General features: G+C 72.2%; 21 protein-coding genes. 11 read left to right on the plus strand and 10 right to left on the minus strand.

Translation table 11 applies throughout. From position 1 onward, the window contains the following. Positions 1-5 precede the first annotated feature (5 nt). Entirely contained in the window at positions 6-2,684 is a 2,679-nt protein-coding gene (locus ACTFTM_RS06755; protein WP_449564982.1) for a LuxR C-terminal-related transcriptional regulator, read from the minus strand. Positions 2,685-2,881: 197 nt separating this feature from the next. On the opposite strand from ACTFTM_RS06755, the gene ACTFTM_RS06760 reads away from it, so the two are divergent. The 9 genes from ACTFTM_RS06760 to rdgB all read left to right on the plus strand — a co-directional run bounded on the left by ACTFTM_RS06760 (position 2,882) and on the right by rdgB (position 9,826). After that, positions 2,882-4,432 (plus strand): hypothetical protein, encoded by a 1,551-nt coding sequence (locus ACTFTM_RS06760; protein ID WP_449564983.1) that lies wholly within the window; start codon positions 2,882-2,884, stop codon positions 4,430-4,432. Positions 4,433-4,580: 148 nt separating this feature from the next. Then, on the plus strand, positions 4,581-4,871 hold the full coding sequence (clpS, locus tag ACTFTM_RS06765) for an ATP-dependent Clp protease adapter ClpS (RefSeq protein ID WP_234581506.1): 291 nt from the start codon (positions 4,581-4,583) through the stop codon (positions 4,869-4,871). Continuing rightward, on the plus strand, positions 4,868-5,368 hold the full coding sequence (locus ACTFTM_RS06770) for a DUF2017 domain-containing protein (protein WP_449564984.1): 501 nt from the start codon (positions 4,868-4,870) through the stop codon (positions 5,366-5,368). Before clpS ends, ACTFTM_RS06770 begins: the two co-directional genes overlap by 4 nt. Before the next feature lie 52 nt (positions 5,369-5,420). Beyond that, on the plus strand, positions 5,421-5,909 hold the full coding sequence (locus tag ACTFTM_RS06775) for a Mov34/MPN/PAD-1 family protein (protein WP_449564985.1): 489 nt from the start codon (positions 5,421-5,423) through the stop codon (positions 5,907-5,909). A 66-nt stretch (positions 5,910-5,975) separates the two neighbouring features. Then, positions 5,976-6,371: a MoaD/ThiS family protein gene (locus tag ACTFTM_RS06780; protein ID WP_449564986.1), complete on the plus strand. Its 396-nt coding sequence runs from the start codon at positions 5,976-5,978 to the stop codon at positions 6,369-6,371. An 11-nt stretch (positions 6,372-6,382) separates the two neighbouring features. Continuing rightward, the gene (locus ACTFTM_RS06785; RefSeq protein WP_449564987.1) at positions 6,383-7,348 is read left to right on the plus strand and encodes a PLP-dependent cysteine synthase family protein; all 966 of its coding nucleotides are present in this window, start codon (positions 6,383-6,385) and stop codon (positions 7,346-7,348) included. Between the two features lie 226 nt (positions 7,349-7,574). Beyond that, a complete protein-coding gene (locus tag ACTFTM_RS06790) occupies positions 7,575-8,318 on the plus strand; it encodes an MBL fold metallo-hydrolase (protein WP_449564988.1) in 744 nt (247 codons plus the stop codon). Positions 8,319-8,430: 112 nt separating this feature from the next. Beyond that, positions 8,431-9,156, plus strand: a complete 726-nt coding sequence (rph, locus tag ACTFTM_RS06795) for a ribonuclease PH (RefSeq protein WP_449564989.1) — start codon at positions 8,431-8,433, stop codon at positions 9,154-9,156. A gap of 52 nt (positions 9,157-9,208) precedes the next feature. Next, positions 9,209-9,826, plus strand: a complete 618-nt coding sequence (rdgB, locus tag ACTFTM_RS06800; protein WP_449564990.1) for an RdgB/HAM1 family non-canonical purine NTP pyrophosphatase — start codon at positions 9,209-9,211, stop codon at positions 9,824-9,826. Between the two features lie 62 nt (positions 9,827-9,888). Here the strand turns inward: rdgB and hutH are convergent, their stop codons facing one another. The 6 genes from hutH to ACTFTM_RS06830 all read right to left on the minus strand — a co-directional run bounded on the left by hutH (position 9,889) and on the right by ACTFTM_RS06830 (position 17,946). Next, positions 9,889-11,427 carry a histidine ammonia-lyase gene (hutH, locus tag ACTFTM_RS06805; protein WP_449564991.1) on the minus strand — a complete coding sequence of 513 codons (1,539 nt, stop codon included), beginning with the start codon at positions 11,425-11,427 and terminating at the stop codon, positions 9,889-9,891. Then, on the minus strand, positions 11,424-12,617 hold the full coding sequence (gene hutI, locus ACTFTM_RS06810; RefSeq protein WP_449564992.1) for an imidazolonepropionase: 1,194 nt from the start codon (positions 12,615-12,617) through the stop codon (positions 11,424-11,426). The genes hutH and hutI overlap by 4 nt, the downstream gene beginning before the upstream one ends. Further along, positions 12,614-13,975, minus strand: coding sequence for a formimidoylglutamate deiminase (locus ACTFTM_RS06815; RefSeq protein WP_449564993.1), 1,362 nt, complete (start codon positions 13,973-13,975; stop codon positions 12,614-12,616). The genes hutI and ACTFTM_RS06815 overlap by 4 nt, the downstream gene beginning before the upstream one ends. Before the next feature lie 223 nt (positions 13,976-14,198). Continuing rightward, positions 14,199-15,401: an allantoate amidohydrolase gene (locus tag ACTFTM_RS06820; protein ID WP_449564994.1), complete on the minus strand. Its 1,203-nt coding sequence runs from the start codon at positions 15,399-15,401 to the stop codon at positions 14,199-14,201. Beyond that, positions 15,398-17,086 (minus strand): urocanate hydratase, encoded by a 1,689-nt coding sequence (gene hutU / locus ACTFTM_RS06825; RefSeq protein ID WP_449564995.1) that lies wholly within the window; start codon positions 17,084-17,086, stop codon positions 15,398-15,400. The genes ACTFTM_RS06820 and hutU overlap by 4 nt, the downstream gene beginning before the upstream one ends. A 14-nt stretch (positions 17,087-17,100) precedes the next feature. After that, entirely contained in the window at positions 17,101-17,946 is an 846-nt protein-coding gene (locus ACTFTM_RS06830; RefSeq protein ID WP_449564996.1) for a MurR/RpiR family transcriptional regulator, read from the minus strand. Between the two features lie 586 nt (positions 17,947-18,532). On the opposite strand from ACTFTM_RS06830, the gene ACTFTM_RS06835 reads away from it, so the two are divergent. Next, entirely contained in the window at positions 18,533-20,329 is a 1,797-nt protein-coding gene (locus ACTFTM_RS06835) for an FG-GAP-like repeat-containing protein (protein ID WP_449564997.1), read from the plus strand. Between the two features lie 160 nt (positions 20,330-20,489). Beyond that, the gene (locus ACTFTM_RS06840) at positions 20,490-21,854 is read left to right on the plus strand and encodes a hypothetical protein (RefSeq protein ID WP_449564998.1); all 1,365 of its coding nucleotides are present in this window, start codon (positions 20,490-20,492) and stop codon (positions 21,852-21,854) included. Between the two features lie 39 nt (positions 21,855-21,893). Here ACTFTM_RS06840 and ACTFTM_RS06845 read toward each other — a convergent pair whose 3' ends face one another. The 3 genes from ACTFTM_RS06845 to ACTFTM_RS06855 are packed head-to-tail and all read right to left on the minus strand — an operon-like array spanning position 21,894 to position 26,961. Beyond that, a complete protein-coding gene (locus tag ACTFTM_RS06845) occupies positions 21,894-24,563 on the minus strand; it encodes an O-antigen ligase family protein (protein ID WP_449564999.1) in 2,670 nt (889 codons plus the stop codon). Beyond that, positions 24,563-25,762: a glycosyltransferase gene (locus tag ACTFTM_RS06850; RefSeq protein WP_449565000.1), complete on the minus strand. Its 1,200-nt coding sequence runs from the start codon at positions 25,760-25,762 to the stop codon at positions 24,563-24,565. The genes ACTFTM_RS06845 and ACTFTM_RS06850 overlap by 1 nt, the downstream gene beginning before the upstream one ends. Next, positions 25,750-26,961, minus strand: coding sequence for a glycosyltransferase (locus ACTFTM_RS06855; RefSeq protein WP_449565001.1), 1,212 nt, complete (start codon positions 26,959-26,961; stop codon positions 25,750-25,752). Before ACTFTM_RS06855 ends, ACTFTM_RS06850 begins: the two co-directional genes overlap by 13 nt.

Below are 26,961 nucleotides of genomic sequence, written 5' to 3' on the forward strand. Positions count from 1 at the left end.
AAGGTTCAGCCCGACTCGTCGCCCTCGTGGCCCGGGATCGACCGCAACGCGGCCCACAACTCGGCCCGGCCGGTCACGCCGAGCTTGGTGTAGATCCGCTGGAGGTGGTTCTCCACCGTGCGTGCGGAGAGGTACAGCCGTTCGGCGATGGCCTTGCTGGTCGCGCCGTGCGTGGCGAGGCGCGCCACCTGCCACTCGCGTTCGGTCAGCACCGGCGCTCCGGCCCGTAGCGCCGGCGTCCGGATCATGTCGCACCGCCCGAGCAACCCCGCGAGCCGTTCGCGGGCCTCGCCGACCGCCACCGAGTGCTGCTGACGCAGCCGGTGCAGGGCCTGGGCGGTGGCCTCGGCGGCGTACACGGTCAGCTCCAGCGCGGCGTAGTCGTCGGCGACCGACAGCAGGTCCGGTGCCGAATCGCTCACCGCCGCCCGGGCGTGCCGGGCCAGCAGCGGCGGCAACACCCCGTCCACCTGCTCGGACAGTTCGGCGAGGCGCTGCGCCACGGTGCGCCGCCCGCCGTCGGAGCAGGTGGGACCGATCGGCGTGCCGGCATGGTCCAGCCGGACCAGGTCGTGCAGGACGTGTACCTCGTGCCCGGCGAAGCCGTCCGCGCGCAGCCGGTCGGCCAGGTCGCTGAGGTGCTTCACCGCGCCCGGCAGGTCATCGGACGCGGCCAGCACCGCGCCTCGGGCCTGCTCCAACCACGGGTAGAGCACCGCCATGCCCGGCGCGTGGGTACGGTCGGCCTCGGCCATCGCCTCGGTGGCCTGCGCCGCGTCGCCGCGCAACGCCGCCGCCTGGGCCCGCTCGGCCTGGGCCAGGCCCGCGTAGACCCGGCTGGTCGCCAGCACCGCGCAGGCACCCAACGAGGTACGCATCGCCGCGTCGCTCTGCCCGCGCAGCCGTGCGGCGTACGCCGCGAGGATCGCCAGGTAGCCGGTGCCGAGCCGGAAGTCACCGGCGCCCGCCAGATCGGCGAACTCGTCGGCCACGATCGCGTCGATCCCGACGAGGTCGCCGGTGAGCATGAGCCGGGTGCCGCGCGCCAGTTCCAGGGCCAGTTGCAGGTACGGCATGTCGGTGCGCCAGCTCGCCGCGGCGGAGTGCACCTGCGCGATGGCCGCGCCGCTGCGCGTCAGCTGCCCCTCGGCGGCCTGGACGTACGCGATGGTGCTGCGGGCCAATTCGCGGGCGGCGATGCTGGCCGCGGGCCGGTCGAGCACGGTCTGGCTGAGCCGTACGGCGGTCGCCGTGTCGAGTCGGTGCAACCGCATGATCGCCTCGAAGGCGTGCACCCGGGCCCGGTCGGCGGAGTCGCCGAGCTGCTCGACGCGGCTCGCGATCTCCTCCACCGTGGACTCCCGACTGAGCCCCCAGTAGCTGACCATGCCGCGGACCGTCAGCCACCGGCAGAGACGACGCTCGTCGCCGGGCTCCAGGGTCACCGCGTCGAGGACGGTGAGTGCCTCTTCCGGTCGGTCGGCGAACATCAGGATGGTGGCCAGCAGCTCCGCGGCGTCCGACCCGCCGTCGGCGTGCAGCGCGGCCCGGGCCAGGCGGGTCGCCAACGGTACGTCGTACCGGGTGAACGCCTGCATCGCGGCGTCCACGAGCAGGGCGGCGTCCTGCGCGGTGCCGGAGTCGAGCCGCCAGACCGCCACCCGCAGCAGGTCGTCGCGGCGGCGCTTGCCGACCTGCTCCAGCAGCTCGGCGAGATGCGCCTGGAGGCGTCGTGTGCGGCTGACCGGGCATCGCCGACGCATCACCTCGCCGTAGAGCGGGTGCGCCAGGCGTACGTTGGTCCGCCGGTCGTGCTGGACGACCGTGATCAGCCCGCGCTCCTCGGCGAATTCCACATCGGACTGCTCGGCGGCCTGGTTGAGCAGGTGCAGCCCGAGCGGCTCGCCGAAGGCGACCAGCTCGACGACCGTACGGACGCCGTCGGTGAGCTGCCCGACGCGGGTGTCGATCAGATCGGTGAGGCTGGGCGCCAGCTCCAGCCGCCCGGTCCACTTCCAGATCCCGTAGGTGCGCTTCAGCTCCTCGCTGCCGCTGGCGGCGTGCACCAGCTCGCGCAGCAGCAGCGGGTTGCCCGCCGACAGCCGGCCGAGCCGGTCGGCGGAGTTGGCGTCGACGGGCCCGCCCAGGATCGCCGCCAGCAGGCCGGCGGTCTCCGACGGTGGCATCGGGGTCAGCTCGACGTGCTCGACCAGATCGTCGGTCCACAGCGCGCGGATCGGCAGCGGGATCTGCTCGCCGTCGCGCAGGGTGCCCACCACGGTGGCGTTGTCCGCGCGGGCGACCAGGTGCACAAGCGCGGCCGACGGCGGGTCGAGCAGGTGGGCGTCGTCGATGGCGAGCACGATCCGCCGGCCGGCGGCCTGCTGTTGCAGCACCCCCAGCGCCCAGCGCAGAATGCCGGCGGGGGAGAGGCCCTGTGGCTGCTCCGCCGGCAGGACCTGCACCAGTCCGCCGAACGGCAGCGCCGCGGTGGTGGCGCTGGCGGCGATGGACCAGATGGCGTACCGGTCGGTGGGCAGGGTGTTGACGCCCTCACGCAACAGCCGGCTCTTGCCGATGCCGGCGCTGCCGCTGAAGAAGAGCCCCCGGCCGGCCTCGCCGGTAACCGCCGCCAGCAGGCGGTTGAGTTCATCGGTGCGGCCGACGAACTTCCATCGACTCATTTGGGCAGCATATCCATCGAATTCCGTCCGCGCCCGTACCGTCACGCACCGAAGTTGAGTAGTCGCACAATTACCGGTGAGTACCCGCGGTGTTCTGCCTGGTCGGCACGCCGCACGTACTCTTCGGGCATCCGGGTACTGTCACCGGAATTTCCACCCGACCGGCGTGCCGGTCGCCAGCCCCGGGAGGCCACCCGATGCAGCAGGGCCCTCTCCCCTCGCTCGACTCGCCCGGCGATATGGCCAGCCCAGCCGAGCTGCCGAGCTGCGGCCCGCTGCCCACCGAACTCGACGTGCCCGGTCCCCGGGCGGACGAGCCGCTCGGCGTGGTCGCCGTCGGTCCCGCCGGCGCCGACCGGCGTGCCGTGCTCGCCACCCTCGTCGGTCTCGACCCGGTGATGCTCACCGTGCCCGCGGGCAGTTGGCTGGTGGTCCGGCACGCCAAGGTGCCGACGCGGGCGGCGTTCGTCCCGGGCTACCGCCAGCCGCACTCGTACGGCGCGGACCGGGACGCGGCCGGCCCGGCGTTGGCGCGCCCGCCCCGGCGGGTCGAGCTGAGCGTGCCCGAGCCGCTGCTGCGCCACTTCACCCTGATCGACACGCCGGACACCGGCGCGCTCGGTGTGGCCGGCGGACGGGTGCTGCGGGACGCCGTCGGTCGGGCCGGCGCGTTGCTGTTCGTGATCGCGGCCGACCAGGCGTTCACCGCCCAGGAGCTGAACCTGCTCGCCGAGGTGGCCGCGGCCCCGGTGGAGGTCGTCTTCGCGGTGACGCCCGGCACGGCCGGTTGGGCCCCGCTGACCGACGGCACGGCGACGACGGAGGACGCGGGGGCGTCCGTCCCGCCGGCGGTTGGTCGTTCGGGGGAGGTGGACCCGGTCGCGGTGACCGTCGCGGCGCACCGGGCGGCGCTGCTGGCCGCCGTCCCCGCCCTGGCCACCGCGCGCTGGTTCCCGGTCGACGGCGTCGACGCCGCCGCCGACCTGCGGCGGGCGCTGGTGGGTTGGTCGGCGACCGAGGGGTTGCAGCGGGCCAGCGCCGAACCGCCGGTGCTGCCGGGGCAGCACGACCGGGTGACGGTGGCCGCCGACCCCGGAAACTGGTCCGAACGGCTCGACCGGCAGACCCGCTCCTGCTCCCAGCGGATCCGCCAGCACCTGGCCCTGGAACTGGCGAACATCCACCTGCGGGCCGTTCAGGAGATCGTCTTCGGGGTCGGCTGCGCCGGCCTCCCCGACCTGCTCGACCGGGAGATGGCGGCACTGTCGCTGCTCGCCACCGCGCAGTGCGACCACGCGGTGCGGGGCATCGTGGCCGACACCACCGCCCAGGTGCTCGGCGCGCCGCCGACGGAGGGCGTGCGTCGTCGGATCGCCACCGCCGTGCAGTACGGCCTTGCCGATCACCGCACGGGACGCGACCTGGACCGGGTCCTGCTGGTCACCAGTACGGCGGGTGTGGCCGGACTGACCGGCGCCGAGGCGATCGACGCCCTCGCCGGCTATCCGACGGCCACCCGTGACGAGGTGCTTCCGCCGATCGCGGTGGCGCTCTCCGGCGGGTGCTGGCAGCAGTGGCGTACCCCGGGAAACGACGACCACAGCGCAGCGCGGGCCTGGTCCCAGCGAGCGCTGCGGGAGGTCGAGTTGGAGCTTCACCGCGAGATTTCCCGGCGGTTCGAGGTGATCCGTCTCTCGCTGGGAGTGGTGCTGTCCGATGCGGTCGACCACGGCATCCTGCTCGCCTGACAGCGTGCCCGCCGTACGGCTCGACGTCGCTGGACGCCTCGCCTCCAGGGCGACGCGAGGCGGCTCGGCGGCGGCCGCGACGGGCGATCCGCATTCGTCCGGCGTTCCGGTTCCTCGGTTCCGGGAAACCGGTGGCACGATGGGGGGCATGGCGGCTCCACAGGTTGCACCGGTCGAGACGCCGGCCACTGACGAGGTGCCGGCGCCCGACCGGCAATGGGTGACGATCGTGTGGGACGACCCGGTCAACCTGATGACGTACGTGACCTGGGTCTTCCAGAAGCTGTTCGGCTACAGCCGGGAGAGGGCGGAGCAGCTCATGCTGGACGTGCACCACAAGGGCCGTGCCGTGGTCTCGACCGGCGCCCGGGAGCGCATGGAGCACGACGCGTCGCAGTTGCACGCGTACGGGCTGTGGGCAACGGTGGACCGTTCATGAGTATGTTCCGGCGGCAGGCGGGCCGTTACGTCGCCACCTTCGCCGTCGACGAGGTGCGGGTGCTGCGCAAGGTCGCCACCGAGGTGGTCGGTCTTCTCACCGACGGCTTCGACCACACCGACCCGGTCGTCGACCGGCTTTTCCCGGCGGCGTACCCCGAGGACGCGGCCAGCACCGCGGAGTTCCGCCGCTACACCGAGGGTGACCTGAAGACCGCGAAGATCGACCAGGCCGGGGCGATCCTGGCCGCGCTGCCCGACGATGCCGGCGGCGAGGTGCGGTTGGACGCCGAGGCGGCCGAGGCGTGGCTGCGGGCGCTCAACGACGCGCGACTGGCGATGGGCGTCCGGTTGGAGATCAAGGACGGCACGGACCTCGGCGAGGAGTTGGACGACGCGGTGACCGAGGATCCGGGCTCGAGCCGGGTGTTCCAGCTGTCGGTCTACGCGTACCTCGGGTATCTCCAGGAGTCGCTGCTCAACGCCTTGATCGACTAGGCGTGACCCGCACCACTTCAGGGCGTGCGTGGGAGGCGTTAGGCTGGTGCACGTGCTGAGCATCGACCGGTCGATCATCGACGCGATCGTCGCCCACGCGCGCCGGGACCACCCCGACGAGGCGTGCGGCGTCGTCGCCGGTGCCGTCGGCAGCGACACCCCGACCCGGCACATCCCGATGGACAACGCCGCGCGGTCGATGACCTTCTACGAGTTCGACTCGATGGAGCACCTGCGCGTCTGGCGGGAGATGGACGACCGCGACGAGGAACCGGTGGTCATCTACCACTCGCACACCGCCACCGAGGCGTACCCGTCGCGTACCGACGTGTCCTTCGCCGGCGAGCCGAACGCGCACTACCTGCTCGTCTCGACCCGCGAGCCCGACTCGGAGGAGATCCGCTCGTTCCGGATCGTCGACGGCGTGGTGACCGAGGAGCCGGTCCAGATCATCCAGGCCGGTGTCGACCCGCACGCCGTGCAGTCCTACATGTTCGGGCAGAGCCCGGCGACGGTCGACTACGAGTGTTCCGGCCGCTGATCCGTCAGCGTCCGCACCCGTTTCTTCCCGTCACCGTTGGCACACCCGATCAAGGAGCACGACATCATGGCCATCGAAGTTCGCATCCCCACCATCCTGCGTAGCTACACCGGCGGCGCCAAGGTCGTCGAGGGCGCCGGCGACACGCTGGGCGACCTGCTCACCGACCTGGACTCCCGGCACGCCGGACTGCGCGGCCGGCTGGTCACCGACGCCGGCGCGCTGCACCGCTTCGTCAACGTCTACGTCAACGACGAGGACGTGCGCTTCCTCGGCGCGCTCGACGCCAAGCTCTCCGACGGCGACAGCGTCACCATCCTGCCGGCCGTGGCCGGCGGCGCGTTCGGCTTCGCCGCGGCAGCGGCGATCAGCTCGCACAGCGCCGCGGCAGCGGCGATCAGCTCGCACAGCGCCAGCCGGGACAGCGCCGCCGCGGTCCGCGACGCCGTCGCCGCTCGCTGAGGGCGGCCGTCGTGGCGCGGTACGACAGCCTGCTCGACGCGTGCGGAGGTACGCCGCTCGTCGGGCTGCCCCGGCTCTCCCCGACGGTGCCCGACGGCGCGCCACCGGTGCGGCTCTGGGCGAAGCTGGAGGACCGGAACCCGACGGGCAGCATCAAGGACCGCGCGGCGATGTTCATGGTCCGTGCGGCGGAGGAGGCGGGCCGGCTCCGGGCTGGTGACACCATCCTGGAGCCGACCAGCGGCAACACCGGCATCTCGTTGGCGATGGTGGCGAAGCTGCGCGGCTACCGGTTGGTCTGCGTGATGCCCGAGAACGTCTCCACCGAGCGGGTCCGACTGCTCCGCATGTACGGGGCGGAAATCATCTTCTCGGAGGCGGCGGGCGGCTCGAACCAGGCCGTCGCGACGGCCAAGCAGATCGCCGCCGACCACCCCGACTGGGTGATGCTCTACCAGTACGGCAACGAGGCCAACGCGCGGGCGCACTACGAGACGACCGGCCCGGAGCTGCTGCACGACCTGCCCACCATCACGCACTTCGTGGCCGGGCTGGGCACCACCGGCACCCTGATGGGCACCGGGCGCTACCTGCGCGAAAAGGTCGAGGGCATCCAGGTTGTGGCGGCCGAGCCGCGCTACGGCGAGCTGGTCTACGGGCTGCGCAACATCGACGAGGGGTACGTGCCGGAGCTGTACGACGCCTCGGTGCTGTCCCGGCGTTTCTCGGTCGGCACACGGGACGCGGTGCTGCGTACCCGTCAGCTCGTGGAGGTGGAGGGCATCTTCGCCGGGTTCTCCACCGGCGCGATCCTGCACGCCGCGCTGGCGGTGGCGCACGAGGCGGTCCGCGCCGGCCGACGTGCCGACGTCGCGTTCGTGGTGTGCGACGGAGGCTGGAAGTACCTGTCCACCGGCGCGTACGGCGGCACCCTCAGCGATGCCGAGGACGCGTTGGAGGGTCAGCTCTGGGCCTGAGGGTCGGGTCCCTGCGCGAGCGGGCCGTCGGCGTACGCGTCGATGGCCCGTTTCGCGTCCCGGCTCGCTGTGAGCAGGTGTCACGTTCGTGACAACTTCCAACGGATGATTCTTGTCCTCGGGTACCCCGGCGTAGGCTGCGCAGCGTGGCGTACGCGTCGGTAGAGATCATGGCCGGTACGACCGCCGGCAGAGATACTACTGACAGTGACAGTGAGAAAACCCGATGCGACTGACTGTCCTTGGGTGTGCCGGCAGCTTCCCGGGCCCCGAGTCACCGTGCTCCGCCTACCTCGTCGAGGCAGACGGTTTCCGTCTCCTGGTCGACTTCGGCTCGGGGTCGTTGTCCAGCCTCCAGCGGTACGTGGGGCTGCACGCCCCGGACGCGATCCTGCTGACACACCTGCACTGTGACCACATCCTCGACGCCGTGACGTACGTGGTGGTCCGCCGGTACGCCCCCGAGGGCCCGTATCCGGCGCTTCCGGTGTACGCCCCGGCCGGCGCCCCGGACCGGCTCAGCGCCGCCTACGGCGACGACGGCACGGTGGACGACGTCTACCAGTTCTACGCCCTCCAGCCGGGCACGTTCCCGATCGGCCCGTTCACGGTCACCGTCGACCGGGTCAACCACCCGGTCGAGACGTACGGCGTGCGGCTGGAGCACGGTGGCCGGTCGCTGTGCTACTCGTCGGACACCGCCGAGTGCGAGGCGTTGCTGCGGCTGGCCCAGAACGCCGACGTGTTCCTGTGCGAGGCCAGTTACCTGGACGGCATGGACAATCCCCCGGATCTGCACCTGACCGGCCGGGAGGCGGGTGAGACGGCGACCAAGGCGGCGGTGGGTCGTCTGCTGCTCACCCACCTGGTCGCGGCCTGGGGCAGCGAGGCGCACACGCTGGAGTCGGCGGCAGCCGCGTACGCCGGGCCGCTCGAAGTGGTCCGGGCGGGCGCCAGCTACGACATCTGACCGCGTCGCGGCCAGCCGGCGCTTCGTGAGCGGGTCGTTCCAGCGGGGACGCGCAGACGTGCCGCGGGGCACCCGGGGCGAGGTGGATCGCCGTACCGCATAGGGTGCAGGCATGGCGCGACCTGACGGGCGAGGGCCCTCTCAACTACGACCGGTGACCCTGACCCGAGGCTGGAGCACCCACCCGGAGGGGTCGGTGCTCGTCGAGTTCGGCGGCACCCGGGTGCTCTGCACGGCGAGCGTCACCGAGGGCGTGCCCCGCTGGCGTAAGGGTTCCGGGCTCGGCTGGGTGACGGCCGAGTACGCGATGCTGCCCCGGGCCACCAACACCCGCTCGGACCGGGAGAGCGTCAAGGGCCGCGTCGGTGGGCGTACCCACGAGATCTCCCGCCTGATCGGCCGCAGCCTGCGCGCCTGCATCGACCTCAAGGCGCTCGGCGAGAACTCGATCGTGCTGGACTGCGACGTGTTGCAGGCCGACGGCGGTACGCGGACCGCGGCGATCACCGGCGCGTACGTGGCGCTGCACGACGCGGTGGGCTGGCTGGCCGCCCGCAAGGCCCTCGCCGGGAAGCCGGAGAAGGTCATGCACCGCTCGGTGGCCGCCGTCAGCGTCGGGATCATCGCCGGCGAGGCACGCCTGGACCTCTGCTACGAAGAGGACGTGGCGGCCGAGGTGGACATGAACGTGGTGTGCACCGGCACCGGCGACTTCGTCGAGGTGCAGGGCACCGGTGAGGCGGGCGTGTTCGCCCGGGACCAGCTCGACAGCCTGCTCGACCTGGCCGTGGCCGGGTGCGCCGAGTTGGCCGAAGCCCAGCGCAAGGCTCTCGCGTGAGCGCGAGGAGTGAGCTTGCGAGCCCTGCAGTCGCGAACGAAGGTGATTCAGCATGAACAGGGTCCTGCTCGCCACGCGGAACCGTAAGAAGCTGGTGGAGCTTCAGCGGATCCTGGACGGCGCGCTCGGCGCGCACCGGATCGCGCTGCTCGGCCTCGACGACGTCGAGGAGTACCCGGAGCTGCCCGAGACGGGCCTCACCTTCGGTGAGAACGCGCTGATCAAGGCGCGGGAGGGCTGCCGGCGTACCGGCCTGCCGACGATCGCCGACGACTCGGGCATCGCGGTGGACGCGCTGAACGGGATGCCGGGGGTGTTCAGCGCCCGGTGGGCCGGTAAGCACGGCGACGACCAGGCCAACCTCCAGCTCGTGCTGGACCAGATCGCCGACGTGCCGGACGAGCACCGGGGGGCGTCCTTCGTCTGCACGGTGGCGCTCGTGCTGCCCGGCGGCAAGGAGCACCTGGTCGACGGCCGGCAGCCCGGCCGGGTGCTGCGCGCGCCGCGGGGCGACGGCGGGTTCGGCTACGACCCCATCTTCCTGGGCGACGGTCAGGACCGCACCAACGCCGAGCTGACCCCGGCCGAGAAGGACGCGGTCAGCCACCGGGGCAAGGCGCTGCGGGAGCTGGCCAAGCTGGTCGCGAAGGTCCTGCCGCCCGCCGCCTGACGGGCGCGAGGTCGCTGCCGCCCGCCGCCTGACCCGCGGCGGACGGCAGCGACCCGTGGAGGTCAGCCCAGCGGGCCGACCTCCCGCTCGATGGCGGCGCGCAGCTCGGGGCCGGCGACGACGGCACGGGCCGCCTCCATCACCGGGGCGAGGAACACGTCCGGGCCGGGGTCGCCGGCCGCCGCACCGAGGGCGGCGACGGCGGCCCGCCCGGCCGGCGACGGCACCAGCGGTTCGCGCAGTTGCAGACCACGTACGCCGGCCAGCAACTCGACCGCGAGCAGGCTGGTCAGGTTGTCCAGCACGGTGCGCAGCTTCTTGGCCGCCGCCCAGCCCATCGACACGTGGTCCTCCTGCATGCCGCTGGTGGGCAGCGAGTCCACCGACGCGGGGGCGGCCAGCCGCCGGTTCTCCGCGACGATCCCGGCCGCCGTGTACTGGGCGATCATGAGGCCCGAGTTGACCCCGGCGTCGGGGGAGAGGAACGCCGGCAGCTCCCGGGAGCGGGTGACGTCCAGCAGCCGGTCGACCCGCCGCTCGGCGATCGCGCCCACCTCGGCGGCGGCGATGGCGAGGAAGTCGGCGGCGAAGCCCAGCGGCGCGCCGTGGAAGTTCCCGGTCGACTCGACCCGCCCGTCCGGCAGCACCACCGGGTTGTCCACGACGGACACCAGCTCCCGACCCGCGACCGTGCGGACGAAGTCCAGCGTGTCGCGGGCCGCGCCGGCCACCTGCGGGGCGCACCGCATCGAGTACGCGTCCTGCACGGCGTGGGCCAGGTCGTCGCGGTGCGAGTCCATCACCCGCGAGTCCTGCAACAGCCGGTGGATGTTCGCCGCCGACGCCGCCTGACCGGGGTGCGGTCGGATGGCGTGCAGCTCGGGCAGGAACGGCCGCTCCGAGCCGAGCATCGCCTCGATGGCCAGCGCGGCGGTCACGTCCGCCATCGCGAAGAGGTGCGCCGCGTCGTGGATGGCCAGCAGCAGCATGCCGAGCATGCCGTCGGTGCCGTTGATCAGAGCCAGCCCCTCCTTGGCGGCCAGCTCGATCGGCTTGAGCCCGTTGGCGGCCAGCACGTCGGCCGCGTTCTGCCGCTCGCCGGCCGGGCCGAGCACCCAGCCCTCACCGAGCAGCACCAGCGCGCAGTGCGCCAGCGGCGCCAGGTCGCCGGACGCGCCCAGCGAGCCGTGCTCCGGCACCCACGGGGTGATGTCGTGGTTGAGCAGGTCGACGAGGGCCTCGGCGACCAGCGGTCGGACCCCGGAGCGACCCAGGGCGAGCGAGCGTACGCGCAGCAGCATCATGGCGCGGACGACCTCGCGCGGCATCGGGGCGCCCACCCCGGCGGCGTGCGAGCGGATCAGCGCGTGTTGCAGCTCGGCCCGCCGCTCCGGCGCGACGAAGGTGTTGGCCAGCGCCCCGAACCCGGTCGACACGCCGTACACCGGTCGTCCGGCGGCCTCGATCCCGTCCACGATCGCGCGGCTGGTCGCCATCGCGTCCCGGGTGGCCGGGTCGAGGACCACCGTGGCGGTGCCGCGGGCCACCGCGAGCACGTCGTCGGGACAGATGCCGGTGGGTTGGATGGTCACGTGCGTCATTGCGGTGCTCCGTTGCGAATTACCTGGCGGATCAGGGGGACACCGGGCCGGTAGGCCAGGTGCAGGTAGGAAGGCGCGTCCAGGACGACCAGGTCGGCCCGCGCGCCGGGCGTGAGCGCGCCGATGTCGTCGCGCCGCAACGCTTGCGCGCCGCCGGCGGTGGCGGCCCAGACCGCCTCCGCCGGGGTCATCCGCATCTCGCGGACCGCGAGGGCGATGCAGAAGGGCATCGACGAGGTGTACGACGAACCGGGGTTGCAGTCGGTGGCCAGCGCCACGGTCACCCCGGCGTCGAGCAGCCGGCGCGCGTCCGGGTACGGCGACCGGGTGGAGAATTCGGCACCGGGGAGCAGGGTGGCCACGGTGCGCGTCGGAGGACCGGAGAGCCACTCGATTGTCGTCGAGTTCGCCAGCGCGTCGACGTCTGCGTCGCTGAGGTGGGTGCAGTGGTCGACGCTTGCCGCGCCCAGCTCCACTCCGAGTTGCACGCCCGGGCCGGGGCCGAGTTGGTTGGCGTGCAGCCGTACGCCCAGCCCGACGGCCTGCCCGCAGGCGAGGATGGCGCGGGCGTGGTCGACGTCGAAGGCGCCCCGCTCGCAGAACACGTCGATCCACTTCGCGTACGGGGCGGCGGCGGCGAGCATCGGCCCGCAGACCAGCCCGACGTAGTCGTCCGGTCGGTCGGCGTACTCGGCGGGGACCACGTGCGCGCCCAGGAAGGTGGTCTCGGAGCTGGTCTCGGCGGCGATCCGCAGCGAGCGGGCCTCGTCGGCGACGTTCAGTCCGTACCCACTCTTGATCTCCATGGTCGTGGTGCCCTGGCGCAGCGCCTCCCCGTGCAGCCGGCGCACGGTGGCCCGCAGCTCGTCGTCGGTGGCGGCCCGGGTCGCGCCGACGGTGGTCCGGATGCCGCCGCCGGTGTACGGCTCGCCGGCCATCCGCGCGGCGAACTCGGTGGCCCGGTCCCCGGCGAAGACCAGGTGCGCGTGGCTGTCCACGAAGCCGGGCAGCACGGCGGCCCCGCCGACGTCGATCCGGTGGTCGGCGGCCGGCGCGTACGCGGACGGCCCGACCCAGGCGACCCGACCCTCCTCGACGAGCACGGCCGCCTTGCGGCGGATGCCCAGCGGGTCCGCGCCGATGGCGTTGGTGACCAACTCCCCGATGTTGTCGACCAGCAGGCTGCTCACGAGGGAGTCACCGCCTCGATGGCCGCCGACAGCTCGGCCGGCACGTCGACGCTCAGGTGCCGGCCCTCGGCCACCACCACCCGGCCGTCCACCATCACCTGGTCGACGTCCGCCGCGCCGGCCGCGAAGAACGCGCCTACCGGCGGCACTCCGGCGGTACGGGCGCTGTCGAGCCGTACCGTCACCAGGTCGGCGCGGGCGCCGACGGCGATCCGCCCGGCGTCGGTCCACCCCAGGGCTGCGTGCCCGACGGCGGTGGCCGTGGTGAACAGGTCGACCGGGGTGAACTGGCCGCGGCGGCGGGTGCGCAGCCGTTCGTCGAGTTCCACGGCACGGGCCTCCTCGAACATGTCGACCACGGCGTGACTGTCGCTGCCCAGGCTCAGCCGGATACCCGCGTCGGCCATCCGGCGGGCCGGACCGATGCCGTCGGCGAGGTCCCGCTCGGTGGTGGGGCAGAGGCACACGCCGGTCCGGCTCTCGGCGAGCAGGGTCAGGTCCGCGCTGGTCGGATGGGTGGCGTGGATGGCGGTGGTGTCCGACCCGAGCACGCCGTGGTCCGCGAGCAGCGCGGTGGGCGTGCGTCCGTGCACGGCCCGGCACTCGTCGTTCTCGGCGGGCTGCTCGGAGAGGTGCACGTGCAGCGGGGCCTGCCGGTCGCGGGCCCAGTCGGCGACCGTGCGGAGCTGGTCGGCGGGGACGGCCCGCACCGAGTGCACGGCCGCGCCGACCCGCACGTGCGAGTCCGTCGGCCGAAAAGCCCCGGCCCGCCGCGCCCAGCCGGCCGCGTCGCCGTCGCCGAAGCGCCGTTGCGGCCCGGCGAGCGGCTGGCCGTCCACCGTGGAGGTGAGGTAGCAGGTGTCCAGCAGGGTGAGCCGGATGCCGGCGTGCGCGGCGGCTTCGACCAGTGCCGCGCCCATCGCGTTCGGGTCGTCGTACGCGCCGCCGCCCGGCCGGTGGTGCAGATAGTGGAACTCGCCCACGCAGGTGATACCCGTGAGCGCCATCTCGGCGTAGACCGCCCGGGCCAGCGCCAGGTAGGTGTCCGGGTCCAACCGGTCCGCGACCGCGTACATCCCGTCCCGCCAGGACCAGAAGTCACCCCGCCCGTCGTGGGTACGCCCGCGCAGGGCCCGGTGGAACGCGTGCGAGTGCGCGTTGGCCAGGCCGGGCAGGGTCAGGCCGGGCAGTGGCACGGCGTCGGCGTACACGTCGACCCCGGCCGGTGGCCGGCTCCCGGGCGTCAGCGGCGTCACCGCGCTGATCCGGCCGTCCTCGACCTCGATCAGCACGTCCGGTGTGGGTTCGGCGTGGGCGGGCAGCCAGGCATACTCGGCCAGCCAGCGGGTGGCGGTCATACTCCACGCTCCCTTTGGAGCTGAATCGTCTGTGACATCAGTGGCCGGGCTGCCGGAAGTCGAGCCGGTCGCGGTGGCTGCGGCGGTCCGGCTGATTCGTCTGCGGCATCAGCTCCAAAGGACGTCCGCAACAGGTGCCGACCGGCGCCACGTCGCAGACCAGCCCCGCGCCGCAGACCAGCCCCGCGCCGCAGACCAGCCCCGCGCGGGCGCGCCACGTCCGTCACCGGCATGTCAGCTCCTCGAGCACGCGGGCCAGCGCCCGCACCCCGGCGGCGCAGTCGTCGTCGCTCGCGGTCTCGGCGGGGGAGTGCGACACCCCGGTCGGGTTCCGCACGAACAGCATCGCCGTGGGCAGGTGGGCCGCGAGGACCCCGGCGTCGTGTCCCGCGCCGGTGGGCAGGACCGGCGCGTCGAGCAGCGTCGCCAGCCGTGCGGCCAGGTCATCGTCGAAGGCGACCAGCGGAGTCACCGACTCCTCGGTGACCGCCACCTCCGTACCGTCGCGCCGGGCCCGCTCGGCGAGCTTGGCCCGGACCGCGTCGACCAGCCCGGTCAGGGTCTCCGGGTCGGCCGCGCGCGCGTCCAGCCAGCCGGTCACACGCGACGGGATGGCGTTCGTCGCGTTGGGCTCCACGGCGACCCGGCCCACGGTGGCGTGCGCGCCGCGCAGCCGGGCCTCCTTGTTGGCGGCCAGCACCCCGAACGCGTAGGTGAGCATCGGGTCGCGGCGGTCGGCCATCCGCGTCGTACCCGCGTGGTTGCCCTCGCCGACCACGTCGAATCGCCAGCGGCCGTGCGGCCAGATCGCGCTGGCCACCCCGACCGGCGCGTCCGCGTCGACGAGCGCGCGGCCCTGCTCGACGTGCAACTCCACGAACGCGCCGAACCGGCCCAGCAGCTCCGGGCGGGCGCCCGCCGGCCGCCCGCCGAGCGCGTCGGCGAAGCTCACCCCGGCCGCGTCGCGCAGGCCGGCCGCGCGGTCGGCCGCCAGCACGCCGGTGAGCAGCCGCGACCCCAGGCAGGGTACGCCAAAACGCGCCCCCTCCTCCTCGACGAAGGCACCCAGCACCAGCGGCCGGACCGGGGTGACCCCGGCGGCGCGCAGCTCGTCCACGGCGAGGAACGCGCTGACGATGCCGAGCGGCCCGTCGTACGCCCCGCCGTGCGGCACCGAGTCGAAGTGGCTGCCGGTCAGCACGGCGTCCGCGCCCTCGGGGTCACCCCAGTGGGCGAACAGGTTGCCGTTGCCGTCCTCGGTGACCCGCAGTCCGCGACGGTCGGCCTGTGCCCGGAACCAGGCCCGCAGTTCGAGTTCCGGCTCGGTCAGCGCGTACCGGAGGTAGCCGCCGCTGTCGGCGTCCCGCCCGACCGGCGCGATCTCGTCCCACAGCGCCCGGAACCGGCCGGGCAGGTCGTCGCTCACGCGTTCTCACCCTCGGTCATGGGCACCCGGACGCCCGTGCGCTCGGCGACCTCGCGGGCGCTGTCGTAGCCGGCGTCGACGTGCCGGATGACACCCATCGCCGGGTCGTTGGTGAGCACCCGCTCGATTTTCTGCCCGGCCAGGGCGGTGCCGTCGGCGACGCAGACCTGTCCGGCGTGGATGGAGCGGCCGATGCCGACACCGCCGCCGTGGTGGATGGACACCCAGGACGCCCCACTTGCGGTGTTGACGAGCGCGTTCAGCAGCGGCCAGTCCGCGATGGCGTCGGAGCCATCGGCCATCCCCTCGGTCTCCCGGTAAGGGCTCGCGACGCTGCCGGTGTCCAGGTGGTCTCGGCCGATCACCACGGGGGCGGAGAGCTCACCGGAGGCGACCATGTCGTTGAACCGCACGCCCGCCCGGTCCCGTTCGCCCTGGCCGAGCCAGCAGATCCGGGCCGGCAGACCCTGGAACGCGACCCGCTCGCCGGCCAGCTTGATCCAGCGGGCCAGGGACTCGTTCTCCGGGAACAGCTCCAGGATGGCCCGGTCGGTGGCGGCGATGTCGGCCGGGTCACCGGAGAGCGCCGCCCACCGGAACGGGCCCCTGCCCTCGCAGAACAACGGCCGGATGTACGCGGGCACGAAGCCCGGGAAGTCGAACGCCCGCTGGTAGCCGCCGAGCTGCGCCTCGCCCCGGATCGAGTTGCCGTAGTCGAAGACCTCCGCGCCGGCGTCGAGGAAGCCGACCATCGCCTCGACGTGCCGCGCCATCGACGCGCGGGCCCGGTCGGTGAACTCGACCGGCTTCGCGGCGGCGTACTCCCGGGCGTCGGCCAGCTCCACCCCCACCGGCAGGTACGCCAGCGGGTCGTGCGCGCTGGTCTGGTCGGTCACGATGTCGATCTCGACACCCCGACCCAGCAGCTCCGGGAACACCTCGGCGGCGTTGCCGACGACGCCGACGCTCAGCGCACGCCGGTCCCGCTTCGCCGCGCGGACCCGCGCGACCGCGTCGTCCAGGGAGTCGGCCACCTCGTCCAGGTAGCGGTCGTGCACCCGGCGGTCCAGCCGCGTGCGGTCCACGTCCACGATCAGGCAGACGCCGTCGTTCATGGTCACCGCGAGGGGCTGCGCGCCACCCATTCCGCCGCACCCGGCGGTGAGCGTCAGCGTGCCCGCGAGACTCCCACCGCTCTGCCCCTGCCCGTCGCCGCGGGCGCCGGCGATCTTAGCGGCCACCGCCGCGAAGGTCTCGTAGGTGCCCTGGAGGATGCCCTGCGTGCCGATGTAGATCCACGAGCCGGCCGTCATCTGCCCGTACATGGTCAGGCCGAGCTGTTCGAGGCGACGGAACTCGGGCCAGGTCGCCCAGTCGCCGACCAGGTTGGAGTTCGCCAGCAGCACCCGGGGCGCCCACTCGTGCGTACGCATCACCCCGACCGGCCGCCCGGACTGCACCAGCATCGTCTCGTCCGCGCGCAGGTCGGTCAGCGTACGCACCAACGCGTGGTACGACGGCCAGTCCCGCGCCGCCTTTCCGGTCCCGCCGTAGACCACCAGGTCGTCGGGGCGTTCGGCCACCTCCGGATCGAGGTTGTTCATCAGCATCCGCAGGGCGGCCTCCTGCTGCCAGCCACGGGCGGTGAGCTGGCTGCCCCGTGCGGCACGGATGGGCTGGGTCATCTCCGGTCTCCTCCTCATCCGAGGAACAACTGTCGGCGGGCCGCGGAGGCTTCGAACGCCTCCAGGCGGCGCTGGGTTTCGGCCGGCGCGGCGTCGCAGATCGCCTGCAACAGGACCATCGCCAGGGTCATCGGTGCGGTGTGCAGGTCGAAGACGAGCTGGGCGCCGACGGCGGCCGGCAGCACCACGTCGGCGTGTTCGGTGGCCGGGCTGACCGGCGAGTCGGTGATCGCCACGACGGCCAGCCCGGCGGCACGCGCGTCGCGCAGGGCGTCCAGGGTCTCCCGGGGGTAGCGGGGCAGCACGAAGGCGAGCACGGCGGACGCCCCGGCCTCGGCGGCCTGCTCCAGGCGGTCGGTGAGCAGGCTGCCGCCGTCGTTGAGTACCCGTACGTCCGGGTGGACCTTGGCGGCGAAGTAGGCGAAGTACGCGGCCAGCGGCGCGGCGGCCCGCAGGCCCAGCACCGGCAGCGGCCGGCTGGACGCGAGCAGTCGCCCGGTCTCGGCGATCCGGTCGGTGTCGGCGAGCTGTCCGGCCAACCGGTCCAGGTTGCCCATCTCGGCGCGTACCGCCTGCTGAAGCTCGTTCGCGGTGCCCGCCGGACTGCCTGTGGCGCCGGCGGTGAGGTCCCGCAGCCGACGGCGCAGCGCCGGATAGCCGTCGTGGCCGAGCGCGACGGCGAACCGGGTGACCGAGGGCTGGCTGACCCCGGCCAACTCGGCGACCTCCGCGGCGGAGAGGTACGCGACGGTCGGCGCGTGCTGCACGAGGCAGTGCGCGATCCGCCGCTGGGTCGGCGTGAGCCGCACCCCGTCGAACAGGTCGAGCAGCTCACTGCCGCCTGCACCGCTTTCATTCACGGCATGACTCTATGCATGAGAATTTTCACTGACAAGACCGGGCGTCGAGTCGTCGGCTCTGGCCGGGTCATCGCCCACCCGGTGCTCCGGCGTCCGACGTCGGTTTTGACGTCGGGTCGCACCCCTTGTGAATCCTCATCGACCTCTATAGCGTGCAGCGTGCCTTGTCTCGCTTCCACGGGGGTTGCTGTGACTGCACGGTCGATTCATGCTGACTTCATCCAGGCTGTCCACTCGGGGTCCATTTCGGACGTCACCGATCAGCCGCCTCTCGCTGCGGTGCCTTTCCCGCATGGGTGATCTACCCCGGCCTTTCGAAGACGAGGCGCTCGGGTCTTCTTCGCTCTCGTGACACTTCCGAGCTGAGTCTCTGACGGCATGCGGCCGTGTCGATGACGCTTGTTCACCCGAGCCGATTCACTCGGAATGCGGCCTCGGAAGTAGCCGGCTGCTACGCGAAATGACTCCCGGCCTGCCGGTCGCGGCTGGCCGATTTGGGCCACGCGGCTGCTGCCACGTTCCACAGTGCGCCATCGGATTCAACACCTTGAAGGGATAATCGGTGCAATTGTCACATCGTAAACGAGTGGCCCGGAATGCCGGTCTACTCGTCGCCGTTCTGGCCGCGAGCCTGGTCAACGCCGGGTCCGCCCAGGCGGTCAGTTCGGGAACGGTCGTCAGCGACGGCTCTTTCGCCTTCACCGCCAAGGTCGACGTCGGGCCCGGAGTGCGTAGTTGCACGGGTGCCCTGGTCAACCCGTACTGGGTGATCACCGCGAAGAGCTGCTTCAGCGTTGACGGTCAACCGGTCGTGGCTGGTCCGCCGGCGAGGCCCACCACCGTCACCGTCGGACGGCCCGATCTCGCCCAGTCGACCGGGGCGGTCGTATCGGCTCTGCGCCTGGTCCCGCACCCGGACCGGGACGTGGTTCTGGTGCGGCTGTCCCGCCGGGTGGGGGTGACCCCGGTCAGCGTGGCGGCCAGCCCTCCGACCGTCGGTGAGCAGTTGACCGTCGCCGGGTACGGGCGCACCGCGACCGAGTGGGTGCCCAACCAGTTGCACACTGGAATCTCCTCGGTCCAGTCGGTGAACGGCGGCGACGTCGGTCTCCTCGGTGCTGGCCAGACCGCCATCTGCCGCGGGGACCTCGGCGGTCCCAGCGTTCGTCTGGTCAACGGCCAACCGCAGCTCGTGGCCCTGCACCGGACGTCCTGGCAGGGCGGCTGCCTGGGCGAGACGGAGACCCGCCGCGACGCGGTGGAGACCCGGGTGGACGACCTGGGCGGCTGGATCGCCGCCAATGCGCCCGCGGGAGCGACCGACCACAACACCGACTTCAACGGCGATGGCCGCGATGACGCGTTGATGGTGTACAAGTACGACGACACCCGTGTCCAATTCTTCACGTCACCGACGGACCCGGCTGGCGGGTTCGGTAAGTTCGTGGGTAGTTACACGGTGCCGAAGAGCTCGTGGAAATGGAACTCTTTCCAGACGATCACCGGCGACTACAACGCGGATGGTCGCGCGGATGCCGCGATCCTGTACGACTTCGGCGACGGGCGGTTCAGCCTGAGCACGTCGTTGGCGGACGCCGATGGTGGGTTCGGTCCGTTCATCAGCAGTGTGACGGTGCCGGCCAGCGCCGGCTGGAAGTCGGGCTACGCCCGGGTGATCAGCGGTGACTTCAACGGAGATGGTCGCGACGACGCGTTGGTGGCGCATCGCAACGATGACAGTTCCATCCAGTTCTCCACGTCGCTGAGCGACGCGGCGGGCGCGTTCGGCACGTTCGTGGACAGTTACCTGGTGCCGAAGAACTCGTGGACCTGGACGTCGTTCCAGCTGACCGTCGGTGACTACAACGGTGACGGGCGCGACGACGCGGCCATGTTGTACGCCTTCGCCGACGGACACTTCAGCATGAACACCTCACTGGCGAATGCCACTGGTGGGTTCGGTCCGTTCATCAGCAGTGTGACGGTGCCGACCAGCGCCAACTGGAAGTCGGGCTTCGTCCGGCTGTTCAGCGGTGACTTCAACGGAGATGGTCGCGACGACGCGTTGGTGGCGCATCGCAACGATGACAGTTCCATCCAGTTCTCCACGGCGTTGGGTGACACGGCGGGCGCGTTCGGTCCGTTCGTGGACAGTTATCTGGTGCCGAAGAACTCGTGGGCCTGGACGTCGTTCCAGCTGATCGTCGGTGACTACAACGGTGACGGGCGCACGGACGCGGCGATGATGTTCGCCTTTGCCGACGGACACTTCAGCATGAACACGTCCTTGGCGAATGCCGCTGGTGGGATCGGTCCGTTCGTCGGCAGTCTGACGGTGCCGGCCTCCGACGGGTGGAAGTGGGATTCCATCCGGCTCTTCTGACCGCCAACCTGTGCGGGGTCCGGTTCGGCAACGTCGAACCGGCCCCGCACAGGCCGGCGTCCGGAATGACCGTTGACCGGCGTCGTCCGTTTCGCACCGGAAGTGAGCCGACTGGCACGCTGTCGGTATCATCCGCACGGCGGTTGAGCGGAGGAGTGGCATGCAGCCGGAGAACCCCTACAGGTACACCCACATGTTGGGCGCGTGCCCGGTCGGCAAGGCCTGGGCGGCAGTGGACGGGGAGGGCCGGTTCGCCACAGTGGCCGTGTTGGACGGGGTCGCCGCGTCCGACGAGCGCTGGCGGGAGGCGTTCGGTAACGCGGCCAACGCGTTGGCGCAGGCCGCCGGCGGCCATCGGTACGCCGACGCCGACTTCACCGCCGCCCACCCCTGGGCGGCCTACCCGGCACAGGAGGGCCACGCCCCGCAACGACTCTTCCAGAGCCTCGGCATGGACTACCAACCCGTTGCCGATGCGCCGGTCTCGGCGCCGCCCACGTCGGGGGTGCCGTCGAGCTCCTCGCCGGTCTCCGGCGTACCCCAGCAGGTCAGCGGGCCTCCGGTCCCGCGGGCGCCCGAGCTGGTCCCGGACATGCCCGCGCTGCCCTGGGCGGTGCACGTGGGCCCGGACTCCGGACGGCCGGTCTCCGCCTCGCCGCACCCGGTCTCCGGCGCGTCGCACCCGGTCTCCGCGTCGCCGCACCCGGTCTCCGGCGCGCCGACATCACCGGCCGCGGTCACCTCATCGCCGCCGGCCCCACGCACGTTCCCGACGAGCGGGCCCAGTGGTGACGCGTTCGTCTCGCCCGTCCGTCGCATCACCCCGTCCGCGCCGCCGCCCCGGCGTACCGGCCTGTGGATCGGCGTCGCCGCGCTGGTGCTGGTGGTGCTCGTCGGCGCCGGAGGTCTTCTCGTCTGGGCCAACAGAGACGACGACCCGAAGGACGTGACCGCCAGCCCGAGCGCCGTCGCCGTACCGCCGGCGATGCCGACCTCGCCGCCGCAGTCGCCCGGGGTCGAGCCGCCGCAGGCGGGCACCTGGCCGGCACAGTGGCCGAAGTTCACCGACCGCGACAACGTCAAGACCCTGACCGGGCTGGAAGGCCTCACCTTCCCGATCAAGGTGCCGATGGACTGGGGCTGTACGCTCGCCGGCCGCGCCGAGGGATTCGTCAAGTACAACTGCGGTACGCCCGCGGGAGGCCCCACGGCGATCGGCGGCGAGCTTGTCGTGCGCGACTGCCTCGAGCCCTGCGACACGCGGCGGCAGGCGAGCATGCGCCAGGCCGAGGATGCCTGGAGCCTGCAGTGGATGAGTGGCGGGACGAACGTGACGTACGCCGAGTCCAGCCAGTTGAAGATCGACGGTGAGCAGCGCTACGGCCTCGTGATCGTCGCCTACTGGCGGGGCGGCGAGAGCGGCCGTCTCGACCACCAGCTCGTGTTCCGGATGACCGCGCCGGTGGACGGCGCCAACCGGCTCCGCCGCGTCGGCAACTACCTGCGCGACGTCGCCCTCTTCTGACGCCGAACTGTTCTGACGCCGCCGGCCCGGTACCCGGGGCTACGGCAGCAGCGCGGGTGGCTCGACCGTCTCCGACTCCGGCCTGTCATCGACCACCGGACCGGCAGACGGTACCGGCGGGGCCACCGCGGCGACATCCCGCGACACGGGTGTCGCCGCTGGTCCGGCGAGGGCGATGACCAGCAGCGGCAGCCAGGTCACGTATCCGGTCAGCGTGGTCGAGACGTGCGACGCCTCCAGCCACGACACGTGTGCGAAGGCCACCAGGAAGAGCAGCGGCACCGGTTGACCAGCGCCGCAGAGCGCGGCGGCCCGCCGCCACGCCACGAAGCACAGCAGCAGGAACGGTACGAGAGCCAGCAGGCCGCCGACGACGAGCACCTGGACCATGACGTTGTGTCCATGGTTGAACTGACCTCCGAGCGCTGCGGTGACCGCCGGCTCGTCGAAGACGTCCTGACCCCAACCGACGATCGGGCTCTCAGCCCAACGGTCGAGCAGCACCGTCCAGATCCGGCCGCGTTCGCTGAAGCTCGCCGGGTCGCTGGTGATCAGTGGTACGGCGCCCACCAGCAACGCCCCGGCCGCGAAGGCCAGCGAGGCGGGCCAGCTCCGTCCGCGTAGCAGGCGGATGAGGACGTACGCCCCGATGACCGCCACCGCGGCGACCTGGCTGGTCCGCGAGCCGGTCCAGACCAGGGCACCGAGGATCACGGCGAGGCAGGCCCAGCGCAGCGCCGGACGACGGAGGAGGAAGACGAAGGCGACGCTGAGCGCCAGCGCCAGGCCCAGCACGTTCGAGTGCAGGTAGGGCCCGGTGAGCAGGCCGCCCAACAACACCTTCTTGTCCCCGGCCGCCTCGCCGGTGAGCAGCGCCAGGTCGGGTCGGATGACGGCGAAGAGCATCGAGCCGGCGGCGGTCAACCCGCCCAGGACGCCGACGACACCCAGCACCTCCGACCTGGGGCGTTGCGCCCAGATCGCTGTCGCCGCGAGCGGGAAGGCAGCCGCGACGGCGCTCGGCGTGTGCCCGTGCAGCAGACCACCGACTTCGAGCGCCACGAAGGTGGCGAGGGCGACCGCGAGCCAGCGGTACGAGGTGGGTCGTCGCCGCCAGATGCCGTGCGCGGCCAGGCCGGCGGCCAGGAGCAGGAACACGAACGTCAGGCCGTCGCCGACCAGGTCGCCCATCGACGATCCGACCACCTCGCGGGAGTTGAACGTCGGCCGGCCCGCGATGAGCAGGTGCATCGTCTGTGCTGACACGATCCGCAGCCACGCCAGGACGATCAGAGCGGCCACCCCGACCGTGCCGACCCCGTGACGGCGTCCCGCGCCGAGAAGTCGGGCCAGGAGCGACAGCTTCGCCCGCGGGTTCGCCGAGCCACCCTCGGTCCGGTCGGTGGCTGCCGCCGTGAGCCGGCGCAGACGAGTTGTCACCATGGCAATCCTGTTCCGGATGAGTTGGACGTCATCGTCGTACGGCACCGTGAGCATCCGCAGCGACCGCAGCTCCGGCACGCGCCGGACACCAACGGCCGCGATGATCATTGTGACGGCGTACCCGACGAGGCTCGCTACCGCCGCCCCGACAGCGCCGAACGGTGCGAACGCGAGAAGCGCCGCCACCCCGGCCACCGAGCCCGCGACCAGCGCCGCCGACGACCACCCGGGACGGTTGTACGCGAGGAGCGCCGCCGAATAGATCGTCATGCAGGTGTAGAGGACGGTGGCGGCACACAGGATGATGGTCGGTGTGACGGCCGGCTCGAACGCGGCCCCGAAGAACAGCGGCACGGCGACGTTGGCGACGAGCGCCAGCCCCACGCACGCGATCCCGGATACCAGTACGGCGAGCCGGGCGACCTGCGTGGCCGCGCGGGTGTCCCCGCTGGCCTGGCGTCCCAGCAGCATGGACCGGGCTGCGGTGGCGATCACCATGGGGATCTCCGCGACGCTCACGGCGACCGCGTAGTAGCCCAGTTCGCGGGCGCCGATCAGCGGAAGACCGATGATCTGGCCCAGCCGCGCGCTGGACACCGCGGCCAGCACACCGGGCAGACAGGCCAGGGCGTACCGGATGAGCGAGGCGGTCGGCACGCGCGGCGCGGCGTGCTCCACTGTCGGCGTATCCCGTGCGTTCCGTAGCCGCAGCAGTCCGATGACCAGTCCGGCCAGCACCGAACCGGCGAAGATGAGCCCGGCCTGGTACGCGTTCAGCTCGAACGCCAGGCACGCGACGACGACCAGGCCGGTACGCACCAGCGCCGGCACCACCTTGACCAGGTTCAACCCGCGGATGTCCGAGTTGCCGGTCAGTGCGCCGATGAACAGGTTGGACAGGACGTGCAGCGGTGCGAACAGGGCCAGGACCAGGAACTCGCGGTACTCGTCGGTGTCCGGGAACAGCACGATGCCGAGCACCGCCAACAGCCCGACGGCGAGCACGCTGAGCGGCGCCATCGCCAGCAGGCTGACCCTCGCGGCGGCGCGACTCGACAGGCGCCCCTGCCGGATGTGATAGCTGAGCGAATCCTGTAGGCCGTACGTCCCGATCCAACCCCACACCACGATGGGCAGCGTCAGCGCCGCGTACACGCCCCGGCCGTCCGGGCCGAGCTCACGGGAGAGGAACGGGCTGACCAGCAGACCACTGATCGGGATCAACAGGTTCGCGAAGGACGCGGACACCAGTTTGCGCGCGGACATCACGAGCCCTCGTTGGAAGTGGCGTGGTCGAGCAGGCCGTGCCGGCCGAGCGAGCTGATCAGCTGGTCCGCGAAGCGCGCCTCGGTGAACCGTTCCCGCACCAGGCGTACGGCCTCCGTCGCCATGTCGTCCAACTGCTCCGGGCTGGCGGCGAGAAGCTCGGCGGCGAGCCCTTCGGGCGTGTCGGCGACGCGGACGGCGCCGGTCGCTGGTATCCCCTCGCGACCCACCGTGGTGCTGAAGACGGGTACCGCATGCGCCAGGAGCGTGAGTGTCTTGAGTTTGACCCCGGCACCGCTCCACAGCGGCACCACCGCCGCCCGGGCGCGACCCAGCACGGGACGCAGGTCGGGTGCCCAACCCGTGATCTCCAACCCGTCGTGCTCGGCGAGGCTGTCCCGTACCGGATCCGTGAGACCCGAACCGACGAGCTCAAGGGTGAATCCGGCCGCTCTCAGCCGAGGCCAACCATCGGCGAGGAATCGCCGCAGACCGAGCAGGTTGGAGCGGTACGAGAAGCTGCTGAGCCAGAGCAGACGGCCCTCGACCGGACAACGTTGGTGCCCGTCGGGCAACGGTACGCAGCTGGGCAGCGTGAAGTCGGCGCGGCGGCCGTACGCCCTTGCCAACCGGGCCGCTTCCTCGTCGCTGGTCACCGAGACGGTCGCCGCGTTCCCCAACGCCTGTCCCTCGAAGCGGGTGGAGATCCGCGCCAGGTACCGCGCCCGTAGCTGGTGCGCCACGCCGACCGCCTCGTCGGCGTCCTGCCGGCTGCTGGCGGCCAGCACGTTGGCCTTGTCCCAGTGCCACCGGAGCGAGGTCCCGCGCAGGTACGCCCCGGCGGCCTCGCCGATGGCCAGCCCGGAGCCGACGCGGGCTCGCAGCGCGTCGTGCAGACCCTTGCTGTAGCGGGTGCGGACCCACGGTGGCATGCCGTCGAGCAGCGATTCCTGATAGCGACCGATTGGCCCGAGTTGGTTCGTCCGGTAGGGCGTGGCGTCGAAGGCCCGGACGGTGACGTCGGGCAGGAGGGCGCGCAACTGCACCACCTGCTCGTCGGTCGTGTCCGGGCGGCGGACCACGAACAGGGTGTAGGGCCGGACCGACGCCAGGGCACGCAACATCATCAGGACGCGGATCGGGTCGCCCCGGTCCTGCGGAAGCGGAAAGAAGGTGACGACGACCGTCAGGTGGTCCATGCCACCGACTCCCCGAAGGAGGCCCCGGGCGGGACGTCGGCGGCACGCCCGGCGAGGGGTCCCCACACGGACAGCAGCCGTTCGGCCTGCAACGCGGGGGAGAATTCCGCGCGCAGCCGGGCCCCGAGACTGACGGCCCGCCGCCACCGTTCCTGCGGATCGCGGATGAGCTGCGCCAACGCCTCGGCCAACGCCGCCGGGTCGTCCGGTGGCACCTGCCAACCGTCGGCCGGGCCGACCAGCTCCGGGATGCCCGACACGGCGGTGGTCGCTACGGGCACTCCCCGACCTGCGGCCTCCATGAGGAAGACAGGAATGCCGTCCAGGTCGCCGTCGGTGGCCTGACGGCAGGGCAGCACCGCGACGTCGGCGTCGGCCAACGCGTCGGTGGCCTCCTGGTGACTCACGGCGCCGTGCAGGACGACCACGCCGGCGAGGCCCGCCGCGTCCACCCGTTGACCGAGCGCGGTCCGCAGCGGTCCGTCGCCGTAAACGTCGTATCGCACGTCGAGGCCGTCCCGCACCAGTCGGGCCACCGCGTCGATCGCCGTGTCGATCCCCTTCTTCTCCACCAGACGCGCCACGCTGACCAGACGGGTCACCGTCGCGACCCCGGCAGGGGCAGGCGGTTCGACGATCTCGCCGTCGAACGCGGCCCGCACGACGCTGTGGTCGACGGTGGACAGGTTCGCGCCGCGTTCGGTCAACTGAGCCGCGGTGGCCTGGGAGATCACGAAGAGGTGGCGGAGCAGTTGCAGCCGCTGATTCAGCGCGGCACCGTTCGGGTCGAGGAGGAAGTCGGCGGCGTGCGCCATGGCCGTCGTCGGTACGCCGATCCGCCGTCCGACCAGCGCCGCCACAGCCGTCGGCAGGTTGACGAAGTGGGTGTGCACCACATCAGGCCCGAAGTCGCCGACCGGGCCGGCCAGACGGTCCGCGTGGCCGGCCGCGAGGGCGGCCCGTGGCAGGTACGACGCGCCCAGGACGCGTACGTCGTCCCGGAAGCGGAGCGGTCGCCGCAGGAGCCTCCCGGCGGCCTGCCGCACCTCGGTCTCCCGACCGCCCTGACGGGCGACGAACACCTCGACGGTCGCACCGGCAGCCCGGACCGCCTCGATCTCGGAGCCGATGAACGTCTCGCTGTAGCTCGGATCACGCAGGAGCACGTATGCGATCCGCAGCGGATGTCCGGGAGCCAT

It is taken from the genome of Micromonospora sp. RB23, assembly GCF_053585025.1.